The sequence below is a fragment of the Pantoea sp. B65 genome (assembly GCF_047308185.1).
GTDB lineage: Bacteria > Pseudomonadota > Gammaproteobacteria > Enterobacterales > Enterobacteriaceae > Erwinia.
This window is the reverse complement of sequence record NZ_JAHXPU010000037.1, coordinates 362477-376841: the sequence shown is the minus strand read 5'-3', so window position 1 is coordinate 376841 and position 14365 is coordinate 362477. Positions and strand designations below refer to the sequence as shown.

At 45.9% G+C, this 14365-nt stretch carries 10 protein-coding genes, 1 tRNA gene and 1 pseudogene; 8 read left to right on the top strand and 4 right to left on the bottom strand.

Annotation, left to right across the window (positions count from 1 at the left end; translation table 11 throughout):
- Window positions 1–20: 20 nt before the first annotated feature.
- A protein-coding gene (locus JWF83_RS18220; protein ID WP_413647867.1) for an IS3 family transposase occupies window positions 21–1141 on the bottom strand; the annotation gives its coding sequence in 2 pieces (ribosomal slippage) (window positions 21–883 and window positions 883–1141; 1122 coding nt in all).
- A gap of 248 nt (window positions 1142–1389) precedes the next feature.
- Here JWF83_RS18220 and JWF83_RS18215 point away from each other — a divergent pair.
- Window positions 1390–1599, top strand: coding sequence for a helix-turn-helix transcriptional regulator (locus JWF83_RS18215; RefSeq protein ID WP_249481675.1), 210 nt, complete (start codon window positions 1390–1392; stop codon window positions 1597–1599).
- Window positions 1600–1822: 223 nt separating this feature from the next.
- Here the strand turns inward: JWF83_RS18215 and JWF83_RS18210 are convergent, their stop codons facing one another.
- Window positions 1823–2431, bottom strand: coding sequence for a DUF1062 domain-containing protein (locus JWF83_RS18210; RefSeq protein ID WP_413651813.1), 609 nt, complete (start codon window positions 2429–2431; stop codon window positions 1823–1825).
- 729 nt (window positions 2432–3160) lie between these two features.
- On the opposite strand from JWF83_RS18210, the gene JWF83_RS18205 reads away from it, so the two are divergent.
- From JWF83_RS18205 to JWF83_RS18180, 6 genes are read left to right on the top strand one after another with little or no spacing between them, the layout of a single operon-like run.
- On the top strand, window positions 3161–3385 hold the full coding sequence (locus JWF83_RS18205; protein WP_040077403.1) for a helix-turn-helix domain-containing protein: 225 nt from the start codon (window positions 3161–3163) through the stop codon (window positions 3383–3385).
- Entirely contained in the window at window positions 3385–5700 is a 2316-nt protein-coding gene (gene hsdR, locus JWF83_RS18200) for an EcoAI/FtnUII family type I restriction enzme subunit R (RefSeq protein ID WP_413651812.1), read from the top strand. Before JWF83_RS18205 ends, hsdR begins: the two co-directional genes overlap by 1 nt.
- A gap of 3 nt (window positions 5701–5703) precedes the next feature.
- Window positions 5704–7506: an AAA family ATPase gene (locus JWF83_RS18195; RefSeq protein ID WP_413651811.1), complete on the top strand. Its 1803-nt coding sequence runs from the start codon at window positions 5704–5706 to the stop codon at window positions 7504–7506.
- A 2-nt stretch (window positions 7507–7508) separates the two neighbouring features.
- Window positions 7509–8987, top strand: a complete 1479-nt coding sequence (locus tag JWF83_RS18190; protein WP_413651810.1) for an N-6 DNA methylase — start codon at window positions 7509–7511, stop codon at window positions 8985–8987.
- 2 nt (window positions 8988–8989) lie between these two features.
- Window positions 8990–10135, top strand: coding sequence for a restriction endonuclease subunit S (locus JWF83_RS18185; protein ID WP_413651809.1), 1146 nt, complete (start codon window positions 8990–8992; stop codon window positions 10133–10135).
- 16 nt (window positions 10136–10151) lie between these two features.
- Window positions 10152–12170, top strand: a complete 2019-nt coding sequence (locus JWF83_RS18180; protein WP_413651808.1) for an ATP-binding protein — start codon at window positions 10152–10154, stop codon at window positions 12168–12170.
- A gap of 388 nt (window positions 12171–12558) precedes the next feature.
- Here JWF83_RS18180 and JWF83_RS18175 read toward each other — a convergent pair.
- Together JWF83_RS18175 and JWF83_RS18170 are read right to left on the bottom strand one after the other, a co-directional pair.
- Window positions 12559–13844, bottom strand: a pseudogene (locus JWF83_RS18175) (tyrosine-type recombinase/integrase).
- 200 nt (window positions 13845–14044) lie between these two features.
- A tRNA-Leu gene (locus JWF83_RS18170) sits at window positions 14045–14129 on the bottom strand.
- A 24-nt stretch (window positions 14130–14153) separates the two neighbouring features.
- Between JWF83_RS18170 and JWF83_RS18165 the strand changes: the two genes are divergently transcribed.
- A complete protein-coding gene (locus JWF83_RS18165; protein WP_413651807.1) occupies window positions 14154–14288 on the top strand; it encodes a hypothetical protein in 135 nt (44 codons plus the stop codon).
- The last annotated feature ends 77 nt before the right edge of the window (window positions 14289–14365 follow it).

Sequence of the window (14365 nt, the reverse complement as noted above, 5' to 3'; positions counted from 1 at the left end):
CCCAGTATTAGATACAACCTTCAGTTAGTAATGTCGGTTGGTTTTTCTTCATGTTTCCCGTTTCGCCAGCATGCTGCAAATTCAAACGGCGTCTGGTAATTCAGCGATGAATGAGGTCTGGACTCGTTATAGTCCTGCCGCCAGTCACTAATGATTTTCCGGGCATGAAGAATATCGCTGAACCAGTGCTCATTCAGACATTCATCGCGAAAGCGTCCGTTAAAACTCTCAATAAACCCGTTCTGTGTTGGCTTACCCGGCTGGATGAGTCGCAGTTCTACGCCATGCTCAAAAGCCCACTGATCGAGCGCACGGCAGGTAAACTCCGGGCCCTGATCGGTTCTTATCGTTGCCGGATAGCCACGAAACAGCGCGATGCCGTCCAGAATACGCGCGACCTGAACGCCTGAAATACCGAAAGCAGCGGTGATCGTCAGACACTCCTTCGTGAAATCATCCACGCAGGTCAGGCACTTAATCCGGCGGCCGCTGGCAAGTGCATCCATGACAAAATCCATCGACCATGTCAGGTTCGGCGCATCCGGGCGGAGAAGCGGAAGCCGCTCAGTCGCCAGACCCTTACGGCGTCGCCTGCGTTTTACACCCAGACCGTTAAGATGATAGATGCGGTAAACCCGCTTGTGGTTGACGTGAATGCCCTCCCGACGCAATAACTGCCAGATGCGCCGGTAACCAAACCGGCGACGTTCAAGTGCCAGCTCTGTGATACGCAGAGATAGCTGCGCGTCAGCAGCCGGACGCTGAGCCGAATAACGGCAGGTTGAAAGGGACAGACCAGCCAGCCTGCAGGCACGGCGTTGCGACAGACCCGTTGTCTCACACATGACTTCCACGGCTTCCCGCTTCTGGTCTGTCGTCAGAACTTTCGGCCCAGAGCCACCTGAAGCGCCTCCTTATCCAGCATGGCTTCAGCGAGCAGCTTCTTGAGGCGGGCATTCTCCTCTTCAAGTGACTTGAGCCGCTTCACTTCGGGGACTTCCATGCCGCCAAACTTCTTGCGCCAGGTGTAGAAGGTAGCGTCTGAAATAGCATGCTTGCGGCAGAGTTCCCGGGCCGAAACCCCGGCTTCGGCCTCGCGGAGAATACTGATGATCTGTTCGTCGGAAAATCGTTTCTTCATGGGGATGTCCTCATGTGACTTATGAAGACATTACTAACATCGCGGTGTATTAATCAACGGGGAGCAGGTCACGGTCACTATCACTACGGAGCCAGTGAGGTACCGCCACCCAGTGGACTGGGGCGTCCTCGCACGGTGTAACACACGATCTGCACTTTTTTACGTATCAATCCATTGATGTGGAAGGGCTGGTGGTAACGAGCAATCAACCACCAACTCAGGATAATCCCACAATGGAAGACAGCATTATGACAGAACAAATTTCTTTGCTTGATGACCAACTAGTGGATATGCGGTTCATTACGAAGCTAACGGGGCTTACTGATAAATGGTTTTATAAGATGATTAAAGACGGACTGTTCCCGAAGCCAATTAAGCTGGGCCGCAGCTCCCGCTGGAAGAAAAGCGAAGTCGAATTATGGTTACAGCAACGCATTGTCGATTCACGCAGCCAATGATACAACCCATTCAATTAAGTTACGCCTTTCCCAATATACCTATCGTTTAAAGCAGCATTCTGGCCTAAAACAATTCACGCGATATTATTTATCAAGCTTAATCGCGACGGCTCTCAGTTCAGATTCTGAAAAACAGAAGCCCCACCCTTTCCCTGGCCTATCCGTCATTATGTTCAACCGCTGCCGCACGGGCGTTTATTACATCAGGGTGAGCTTCATATTTTTAACGATACGTCAGATCGATCCTTCGCCGAGCATATAACGTTTCCGAAGACAGCTGAAAGTTATATTCCACTGCCTTCAGCTTTCTCGATTTGAGCATCTTCATCGTAACGCCGTAAATCTGCCTTGCTTCCACCCTTCTCTGAATTTCACCAGTGCTCAGCATGAGCTGATGCTTCAAAATCGACAGCAGGCTGACCTGAAATGAACGGAAGATCCTGACACTAACGCGGAACCGCTGGTGGGTGGTGATGCTTACCGGCCAGCGCTCCTGAACGGTAAAATCAGGCCAACCCGATAGCTCCGCATTGTTCCGCTTCAGCATCGCGATATCACTTGCAAAGTGCTGTACCGTGGCGGCATCGTTTGTCATTAGCCGATGATAAAGCTGACGGTCGATTTTGCTGACGTGCAGGCGCGAAAACAGGGAGATATTCCAGGTGTAATCACAGTGTGTGCATTTATAGATACTCCACACGTCCAGCACCTTCTTTTGCGAATTAACCCGAAATGCACCTGACGGCGTGAAGTCCCGTTTAATGTTGCATGAAGGGCAGCGTTTCGCAATCCGCTGATACCCCACAGGCGTGACAACCCATGTGACTTTCATAACGTACCTTTTTTAACCCATACAAAACCAGATCCGTACTGAACGGACCATGAATGTTTATGTATGAAAAATATTTAAGAGATATTTTTCAGGGGGTTAAAAAAAGATTTCCAACGTTACAATCCTGTAGATGGTCAACGAGATAAGTCGAGACTATCAAAATGGCGCTTATCGGGTAAATGAGTTCAATCAATATTCATGGTGTTACAGCAGGGGGTTATTGCTCTGACCCGCTAAAGACCGTGCAGTAAGTTTGTATGTTTAGCAGACAATCAACTGACTGAAGGAGCACATGATGACACAGCACGAGCGGTTTTATCAGGCCTGTGCAATGGCGATGTATTCACCCTATGCACATAATGACAATAATAACGTACTGCTGCGACCGAAGCGGTAATCTAAAACACTGGTCAAAGGCGATACAGGGTTTCCTAGATTGCTGGCAAAAAGTCGGGCACAAAAGCAGACAAAACATTACCTGACGGTAATGCCAGCCAGGGAATTTCCAATCTAAATGGTTATCAGCAGGTGGCCCTTAAAAGGAATTCCACATTGGATAAGCCAACTCGACAATCTCCAATATGTGTCATTTCTTTACCAGATCAATTGTTACTAATGTCAAAAAACGAAATTTGAACGGCAAAATTCAACTTCAACTCACAAAATACTATGTAAATCAGCAAGTCGTGGTATTATCTTGCGTTACCCCCTATACCCAGAGTCACAGCCATGATCCGCTGCCACCTCGCCAGAATGATGGGCGAACACAAATTGCGCATTGCAGACGTTGCCAGGGAAACTGGGCTCAGCCGCGCCACAGTGACCTTGCTCTATAAAGAGACGGCACAAAAGGTAGATCTAAATGCCATTAAGCAGATCTGCGTACTGTTTGATTGCACTGTTGGTGAGCTATTGGAATTGATACCAAGCCCAAATGACCAAGGAGCGACCTAATGGCCTCTGAAGCAGATACTCGAGCGAACTATATTGATCCAGCTTTGGTTTCAGCTGGTTGGCTATCGAGCAACATCAGCCGGGAGCATTACTTCACCGACGGTAGAAAGATGGCAGGTGGTGTGCGTGGGCGGCGTTGTTTTGTGGATTATCTGCTTCATAAAGACAGTCGCTATTTGGCAGTGGTGGAAGCTAAAAAAGAATCCGAGCATCCTACGAAAGGCCTGCAACAAGCCATCGACTACGCTAAGAAGCTTTGCGTTCGTTTCGTCTATTCAAGCAACGGTAAGCAAACCTACGAATTCGATCTGGAAACAGGCAAAGGCGACTATATTGAGTTCTATCCAACACCTGTAGAGCTAGAAAAACGCTATACAAGTGAAACTACGGGATTAAGTCAAGAACTAAGAAACATCCCGTTTCACTTGGAAGGAGCAATGCAACCACGTTATTACCAAGAACTGGCAGTCCATTCCGCTACAGACGCAATCGGTGAGGGTAAATCCCGAATCTTGCTCACACTAGCTACTGGCACTGGTAAAACATTCATTGCCTTCCAAATCGTTCATAAAGTATTTCAGGCTCGCTGGAACCGCGACAACCCCGGTTCGCGCAGACCGCGCATTCTGTTTCTGGCCGATCGTAATATCCTTGCTGACCAAGCCATTAACACCTTCAACTCCTATGAAAAAGATTTGATTAAAATTAATGGGGAGGAAGTTCGCAAGCGCAATGGCGTGGTGCCCACCAACGCACACATCTTTTTTGCGATCTATCAGGCGATTGCGGAACGGGAAAACATTGATGGCTACTATAAAGCCTATCCCAAAGATTTCTTTGACATGGTATTGATTGATGAATGTCACAGAGGTGCTGCCAATGAAGCAGGTTCCTGGCGAGCCATTCTTGATCACTTCAGTAGCGCTGTGCATTTGGGTTTGACTGCCACACCAAAACGCACAGACAATGTGGACACCTATGAATATTTTGGCCAGCCTGCCTATGTGTATTCACTAAAGGATGGTATCAACGACGGTTTTCTCACACCATACCGGGTTAAGCGCATTAGAACTAATTTGGATGAATTAGTTCTCACCAATGATGATGTAATCATCGAAGGTGAATCTAGTCAAGATTTATATCAGGTCGAAGATTACGACCGCAAAATCATTGTAGATGAACGCACTGAGTTGGTTGCGAAAGCAATTTTGCAAAACATCAACCCGCTGGATAAAACTATTGTCTTCTGTGAAAACCAAAATCATGCGCTGACCATGCGCGACATGATTAATAAAAACAAATCAGTTAAAGATCCGCATTACTGTGTACGGGTCACCAGTGACGAAGGCAAGATCGGTCGCGAACTGCTGGAAAAATTTCAGGACAATGACAAAAACATCCCTACCATTATTACCTCATCACAAATGCTCACTACCGGCGTTGATGCCCGTAACGTACGCAACGTAGTGCTGGATCGAACCATAGACTCAATGGTGGAGTTCAAACAGATTGTTGGTCGTGGTACTCGAGTGTTCGACGGTAAAGACTACTTCACCATCGTGGATTTTCGTGGTGCGACTAATAACTTCTATGACGAAGAATGGGATGGCGAGCCCCAAGCCCCCGAGCCGGGTGGCACCAGAGAACCTACGCCGCCACCCTATTCACCCGAGCCACCAGTAGGCGGCGACAGGCCAGAACCCGAACCAGGCGAGCCACACCCACGACTGAAAGTAAAACTAGGTAAGTACCGTGAGTTCAAGGTCATTGATATAGAAACCCGCTATATCGACGAGAATGGTAAGCCTCTCTCGATTCAGGAGTTTGTCGAACGGCTAATTCAACAATTGCCAGGGCTATTCAAAAGCGTCGATGAACTCAGAGACATCTGGTCAGACCCAGACCTACGCGAACAACTGCTGGCCAAACTGATACAAGCCGGCTTTGACAAAGAGCAGCTATCCGCACTGCGTCGAATGTTCGAGGCCGAAGACTGCGACATATTCGATCTACTAGCATTTTTAGCGTTTGAACAACCCATGGCTACACGCAGATCCAGAGCTGAGGCTGTACGGACTAATAACGCCTTTTTTGATCAATACAAAGAGGCAAAGGCCAAGCAATTCCTGCATTTTGTCCTGAAACGCTATGAACAAGACGGCACTACAGAGTTGGCGCGTGAGCGCCTGCCAGCCCTAATTGAACTATCCGGCCTCGGCACCACCAAAGATGCTTCTATGGCATTTGGCGGCAAACCTGCGCAATTGCTCGCCGCATTCAAACAACTACAACACCAGCTTTACCAAGTGAGCTAACCAATGGAACTGAACTTAAAGCCTAACCCATTACATCAGCAAGCACAGACCCTACGCATTGATAAAGTTGCGACGCTGATAGGTGAAAACGGCTCCGGCAAATCCAGTATTTTACAGTCAGTTTTTGAACAACGATTAGCAGGAAAAGACCATGGGAATCTCAAGGTCGTGTGTTTCTCTTCCGGCCAGAACGAAAGCTACTCGGCAAAGTTCAGTGCCTATCTAAATAGAGAGCGGAAAGCCGGTCGAGGATTGAGCCTTGAGTGTTTTTATTATGATAAATCTTGGTCTAAAATATTGATTTTTTTGGCCACCACAATCAAGCGTAAAGGAAAAGTTCGGGCTTTTTTGGCTGAACGTAATTATGTTGCTGAGACTGTGATTGAGGAAGGAAGTGATCGAGAAAAAGACGATCTAAGCACAACCTTGAAATGCACCTTTAAGGTTGATAAAAACTACATCGCACGTGTGCAAGATGCACTTAGTCGTGAAGAACGTGGTGAATCGGACACACTGCGTGCAACGCCATACTTTCGTTCACTGGAAAGCTTTATTACTAACCTGATTTCCCGTAACTATGAGTTCGAAGAGCCCCTTCGAAAGCAAACCATCAATATCACAGCCAATGGGTTAATCCAGGTTTCTTTCGACTACCCTAGGCAAGTTCTGGCTGGGGATGACGAAGCCGGTGCGTCTGACGCTCAAGCCATGGCAACCAGTTGGGACCCGGAAGTGGCCTTTTTTACTCAAGCCGCCGATAACAACTACTTTATCGATAAGTCACGTTGCAAGCTGGTATTCAACAGCAGTATCGAGCTGGATCAGCTCAGCGATGGCGAATACCAGCTCCTGTTCCTGTATGCGCTAATTGACCTTTTCGACTCTGACAGCACCCTGTTCTTATTCGACGAGGCGGACTCCCATCTTCACTATAAAAATGTTGAAAAACTTTGGGCTCTACTGCACGGCATAAAAGGGCACGCCATCACCACCACACACCTACTCGACTCCATTTCGGCCAAAGAGAATCGTATCGAACACCTGAAGGTCGTGGAAAAAGGTCGGGTCAGCGAAGACAATAAGGTCAAACAGTTGATCAATCGCTTGAGTGTGCTTTCGCGTGCAAAATCCGTTGAGTTTGAGGTATGTGGCAAGCTACCAAATATAGCGTTGTTAGATGATTACAACGACTGGGTTATCTTCACCAAACTTGCCGCCCGAAAAGGCTTGGACGTATCTCTATTGGCGCACGTTCACGCCATTGGTAAGCCATCCAGTCGTAACGATGATAATGAGCAAATCGGAAAAGCCAAAATCGACTGGACTCAATCGCTAAGTAAAGCAGAAACAGAGTTTGAGACACTAAACGTTTTTCTTGTATGTGACCGTGACAATTCAAACCCACGCTGGCATGAAAATGGTGTGTTGCTAATGGGGGCTCCAAGGGAAGAAGTTAGTAGAATACGCTGGCCGGGAAATAGACGTATTCAAACTTTCTTGCTTGCGTGGCGCAGACGTGAAATCGAAAATTACCTACTGTCCTTCAGCGCCCTGACACATTTTGGCGTCATAGGTGCAATAAACAATAATCAGCTCGGTCAAGATTTACATTTGAGGGATGGAGATCCAGGGGATAATGACGGGATCAGAGTGCTTGATGTCAAACAAGTCGTTAATCCATTGATAGAAACTCAAGGTATTGGCAAAGATTTAACCAAAATTGAGTTCTATGTAAATCAAATGAAGCCAGCCGAAATCAGCGAAGACATCACTAATATGTACAATTTTATTATCGGAAAACTCTAACCATGTCACTACAACAAAAAATTGGCCGCATTACCGACATTCTGCGCCGTGACGATGGTATCAGCGGTGCCATGCATTACACAGAACAAACCTCTTGGGTATTATTTCTAAAGTTTCTCGATGATTACGAGTCCGAAAAAGAAGATGAAACGATATTGTCCGGCAAAGACTATCAACCCGTACTGGATAAGGAACACCGCTGGACAACCTGGGCTTGCCCAAAAACTGCCGATGGTAAGCTGGATTTGGCGCGTGCTAAAACAGGAGATGACCTGACCGATTATGTGAACAGTCAGCTTTTCCCTTACCTGAAAAGCTTCGCCAACGTAACAGTAAATGGCGTAAACCCAAAATCCTTCACCTACAAAATTGGCGCGATATTTCAATATCTGGATAACAAAGTGGCCTCTGGTCATACTCTGCGCGAAGTGCTGGATATTGTGGATAGTCTGAACTTCCAGTCTGAGTCCGATTTATTCGAGCTCTCATTGGTCTACGAAGGCTTATTGCAAAACATGGGCGATGCTGGTGGCTATGCGGGTGAGTTTTACACCCCTCGCCCTGTAGTGCGAGCTATGGTGCAAGTGATAGACCCCAAGCCCGGTGAGAGCATTTACGACGCGGCGGCAGGTTCATGCGGTTTTTTGGTTGAAGCCTTTGAGCACCTGAAGAGCAAAAAGAATGAACTCTCCACCGAGCAATGGGATTTCATTCAGCGCAATACTTTCTTCGGCTATGAAAAAACCTCGCTGGCCTATGTCATGGGTATGATGAATATGATCCTTCATGGCATCGAATCACCCAATCTGTTCCGTGGTAACACCTTGACCCAGAATATTCGCGATATTCAGGAAAAAGACCGTTACAACATTATTCTGGCCAACCCGCCGTTTGGCGGCAAAGAAAAGTCGCAGATTCAGCAAAACTTTCCCATCCAAAGCAACGCCACCGAGCTGCTGTTTTTACAGCATTTTATGAAGACCCTGAAAAGCGGCGGCAAGGCGGCGGTTGTAGTGCCAGAAGGTGTCTTATTCCAAGCCAACAGTGCATTTAAACAGGTAAAACAAGAGCTGCTTGAAAACTTTAACCTACATACCATTTTAAGTTTGCCTGCTGGGGTTTTTTTGCCGTATTCCGGCGTAAAAACCAACGTGCTGTTTTTTGAACGCAGCGGCTGCACCAGCGATGTTTGGTATTACGAGTGCGAACCAGAGCAAAAACTCACCAAAAACAAACCGATCACCGATGATCACCTGAAAGAGTTTGTTGCGCTTTATAGCAGACGGGAAACCACAGAGAATTCGTGGACGGTTTCAGCCAGCAAGTTGACAGAAGAGTATGATCTATCTGCCAAAAACCCAACCAAACAGAAAGATGCCGAACACTTAGCGCCAAAAGATATCCTTAAGAAAATTCGCACCAAAGAAAAACTGGTATCTGGTCTGCTGGATGAAATTGAAATGCTGCTGGCGGAGAAATAACCATGGAACAGATTGAAGTTAATGTTCCAAACGGCTGGAGTTGGAAAAAATTTGAGGATGTTTGTGTCCTTAAGAGAGGCTATGACCTTCCAACACATGCAAGGTCGGTAGGTAATATCCCTTTATATAGCGCAAACGGTGTCACTGATTACATTGATCAGTTTAAAGTTGAGGGACCTGGAGTTATTACTGGGCGAAGCGGTACGATCGGTAAAGTGCATTTTGTTGAGAGTGATTACTGGCCACTCAATACAGCACTGTATGTGCAGAAGTTCAATGGAAATTATCCACGCTTTATAAAATATCTCCTTGAATTCTTTGATTTAACTCGTTTTTCATCTGGGGCAGCAGTACCTACTCTAAATCGAAACTCTTTTAGTTCAGAGTTGGTATGTACACCAGACAGCATCGATGAACAAAAACGCATCGTCGAAAAACTCGATGCACTACTCACCCGCATCGACACAGCCATTAAGCTTTTAGAGGAAAGTATTGTACAGGCTGATGCTCTATTGAAGAACGGTCTTTCAGAAATATTTAAAACGCTAAAATTAAATCATCAGGTCGTACCTCTATCCTCTGTTGTGATGATAAATAGTGGAATTGCGCTACCAACTGTTTTCAAGAATGGTTTTAGTAATGGTGAAATTCCATTCTTTAAAGTTGCTCAAATGAACAACCATCATGAGAACATGATTGGGCCGGAGATCACATTTAATCAACAGATTTCTAAAGAACATAAAATAAAAATCTTCCCTAAAGGTAGTACACTCATACCTAAAAGGGGAGGTGCCATTTTGACCAACAAAAAAAGGATGTTGTTAGAGGACGCCTCTTATGACAGTAACATCATGGGCCTAAAAGCAGATGAATCCAAAATCAGGGATGATTACCTTTTCGCGTTTATGCGCACTATCGATTTAGCTAATTTCGTCGATGCAAGTACAATTCCACAGGTAAATAACAAACATATTGACCAAATGCAAATTCCATTGGCATGCTTGCTGGAACAAGCCACGACAGTTGAACGAGTAAATTCACTCGTAAAGAAAACTGAGCGATTAAATATTAAGATTCAGAGCCAATTAAAGGATTTGTTTTCTTTGAAAAGTTCGATTCTTGATTCTGCATTTAAAGGCAAGTTATAAATAAATGGAGTGAAAGATGAGTTTACAAACCAACTTGCAAGGTCGCTTACGTAACACCTCTTTACCCAAGAGTCACGGCCTTATGCCAGTATTTGAGGCGGTAGTAAACTCCATTCACTCTATTGAGGAAATGGATGATGCTGTCGACGGAAAAATTGTTCTATGCATTAATCGTGCCACTCAAGACAGTCTGGATTTAGATGCAAAATTGCAACCACCAATTATAGGATTTACTATAACCGATAATGGATGTGGTTTTGACGAAACTAATTTTAAGTCATTTGAAACCCTCGATTCTGACCATAAAATTAACAAAGGGTGTCGGGGTGTTGGCCGCCTGATGTGGCTGAAAGTTTTTGATCTGGTCGAGGTGGAAAGCCATTTTTTCGATATTGATGGTGAGCTTAAAAAGCGCATATTCCGCTTCAACGATAAATCGGGAGTTCATAGTGAAAAAGTTGTAGAAACCACATCTAATAAACCCGGCACCCTTATCAAGCTGGTTGGTTTTGATGAAACTTTTCGAAAACAAGTTCCTGTAAAAGGTCACTCCATAGCCAATCAGCTGCTTGAACATGTGCTCTGGTATTTTGTGCGGCAGGGAAGCGCCCCAAAAATACTTTTAGAAGATGCGAACGAGGTGTTTGACCTTGATCATCTGCTCGAAGAACATATGCATGCCAGCGCATTTCTCGAAACAATTACAATTCGTGACCACCAATTTGAATTAACTCATATCAAATTTCGTGCATCCATTAACAAAAAACACCAGTTAGCACTATGTGCAGCAAATAGACTCGTTAAAGAAGAGTCCATTCAGGGAAAAATTCCAGGCCTATACGGAAAAATTTCTGACATTTCCGGTGAATTTACTTATACCTGCTATGTATCATCCGACTATCTTAACCAGCACGTGCGCAGTGAGCGTACCTCGTTTGATATTGCTGAAGATGTTGAGGACATGCTCAACGAAGTAAGCTTCAAAGATATTAGAGAAGCCGTGTTGATTCGTACCAAAGAGTACCTGCAAGATGTTCTGGCAGAAAACGTGTCGGCTGGCCGCAGACGAGTGGATGATTTTATCGACAATCATGCTCCACGCTATCGCCCCATTGCCAATTATGTTGCAGAAGAATTTTTGATCGTTGACCCAGAAAAATCAGATAAAGAACTGGAGTTACACCTGCATGCTCAGTGGTATGAGGTGGAGCGTCAGTTGGTGAGCGAAGGCCATGACATCATGCTGCCTCAAAATAAGGAGCACGTTGAAGAATATAAAGAACGGTTAGGCGACTATCTACGTAAAGCAGGGGACCTTAAGAAATCAGATCTTGCCAATTACGTTTCACACCGCAAGGTTATTATCGACCTGTTACAAAAATCTATTGAGCGGCTAGAGGACGGAAAGTACGCCCGTGAAGATATGATTCACGAACTAATCATGCCTATGCGCAAGGATTCCGTCGAGGTTTTCCTAGACTCTTGTAACCTGTGGCTAATCGATGAGCGCTTGGCATTTCATAACTATTTGGCTTCTGATAAAACGCTCAATTCGATGCCAATCACCGGCAATGAATCAACCAAAGAGCCAGACTTGCTCAGCCTAAGAGTATTTGATAATCCACTTCTTGTTAACGATCAGATCAGCTTTCCACTTGCAGCCATTACAGTAATCGAAATCAAACGCCCCATGCGTAATGATATGCGAGAAGGTGAAGATAAAGACCCTATTGATCAGGCGCTCAGTTATTTAGAGCGGATACGCGAGGGTAAGGTAACTACAAAATCCGGTCGCCCAATTCCGGGAAATAATGATATACCGGGCTATTGTTATGTACTTTGTGACCTTACTGAATCCATGCACCGGCGCTGCCGTCGAGCAAATCTACGGATCACATCTGATGGGATGGGCTATTTCGGTTATAACGAACCTTCCCATGCTTATATCGAAGTGATTAGTTTTGACCAATTAGTAAAAGCGGCCAGAGAGCGTAACCGGGCATTCTTCGACAAACTTGGATTGCCTTCCTCTTAGGATTGGTAGGGGGGTGAGCAATAGAATTTGCTGAATTGCTAATGTCAAACCGCACTGTTGGTACAGGATTACAAACTCTTGCATCCAGCTTTATTGAAATATTAGCCTTCAGCAATCGATATTTTGAAGCAAAAACTATGAAAAATTGAATTATTGCATTTCCCATAGTTAGATTTAGGCCTGAATTATCAATTTTTCCAAAAAATGACTTCATGCCTGAGCCACACCGCCTATGACTACAACTTATTGTAATAAGAAAATAAAATGTGAGGTGGAGATCGATGTCGCACAATATCGATCTTTATCAACCACAAAATCAAAAAGACGCTTAGCCATCTTTACGGCCAAGCGTCCTTTTATTTAGCTTCCCAACTTTACGAAGTAAATTTTACAGAGCGGAACTATCGCTCTGTCGATTCACTCTATCAATCTTCGAAAAATCAAACGGGCTAACCCCCTTCTCCCGATTCGCATCCAGATAATCTGCCCACCACTGCAGCATCAACCTGCGCTCTCCAAGATGTTCCGCCTTATGAATGTAAGCCGCCCGCACAAAGTTTCGTTCCTAGTGACTCATCTGCCGCTCTACCGCGTCCCTCGACCATAATCCCGATTCAATTAATGAACTACACGCCATCGTCCTGAATCCATGCCCACAGACTTCCGTTTTCGTGTCATAACCCATCACTCTCAGCGCCTTGTTCACCGTGTTCTCACTCATCGGCTTACGCGGATCGTGATCGCCAACGAAGATCAGCTCTCGGTTCCCATTCATGCTTTTGATATTTTCCAGAATAGCTAAGGCCTGACGCGATAAGGGAACAAGATGCGGCGTCTTCATCTTTGAGCCACGCTGAGAATATTTAACACCTTCCAGTAGCTCACGCTCTCCCGGAATCGTCTACATAGCCGTTTCAAAATCCACTTCTGTCCAGCGAGCAAAACGTAGCTCACTCGATCGGATGAAAACTAGCAAAGTGAGTGCCACGGCCAGCCTAGCTAACGGTCTGCCGGAGTAGTGATCAATGCGATAAAGTAATTCAGAAATGCGATTAAGCTCTGGCGCAGCACGATGCTGTCGTTTAGCCGTAGCTACTGCACCGGCTATCTCTTGTGCAGGGTTATAATCGATTAAACCGCTCTGCACGGCAAATCGCATAATTGCTGTTGTTCTTTGTTGTAGACGTGCCGCCACCTCAAGACATCCAGACATCTCTACGGCTTTAATGGGAGTGAGTAAATCTCTGGTCTTTAGCTCAGCAATATTCCGCTTACCTATAGCAGCAAAGAGATTATCTTCCAGACTTTTCAATACACGAGCACTATGCGATGCCGACCATTTCTGATTGCTGGCGTGCCAGTCTCTGGCGACCACTTCAAACGTTATCGCTTCCTGCTCTTGTTCTACCTTGACGACTTTCTTATTTTCGCTGGGATCAACGCTGTTAGCTAAGAGCTTACGCGATTCGTCCCGACGTGCCCTGGCATCCGCCAGCGAAACTTCAGGATATTTCCCCAACGCCAGCATCTTCTCTTTGCCGCCGAAACGATAACGAAGCCGCCAGTACTTTGAACCGTCAGGATGAACCAGCAATACCATGCCGTCACTGTCTTTCAGTTTATAGGTTTTACTTCAGGCTTGGCCGCACGAACCTTCACATCACTCAGAGCCATGATGAGTATCCTTTCAAGGGTTCTGTGTGGGTACAAACAAATCGAGCCGGGATATATCCGCAGTTGTACCCACATCAGTAAGTTGAAGTAGATTGGATCAGGTTGATTTAGGTTGAATGAAAAGCGGAGCAACACCTTGCGGATACTGAATTTCAGACACAAAAAAAGCCGCCCTTAAGCGACTTAATTTTCATACCATTTGGTGCCGAAGGCCGGAATCGAACCGGCACGCCTTGCGGCGGTTGATTTTGAATCAACTGCGTCTACCGATTTCGCCACTTCGGCACGAAGAGGTACGCGGAAAACGTTGTGGATTATACCGTTACCCAAGGTCTGCGCAACCTTAATCCTCCGGGTTGCGATCTGAGTGCTGAAAAAAACAGCGCCACCGTGCGTGCCACCACACTCTCCCGGCTTTCCGCCTGCGCTGCGGATGCAGATTAATCCCAATTCAGCCCATTTCCCGTAAGGCAAATCCTGCAGCCGGAACTTCTGCACATCGGCAAAGTCCGAAGGTCACT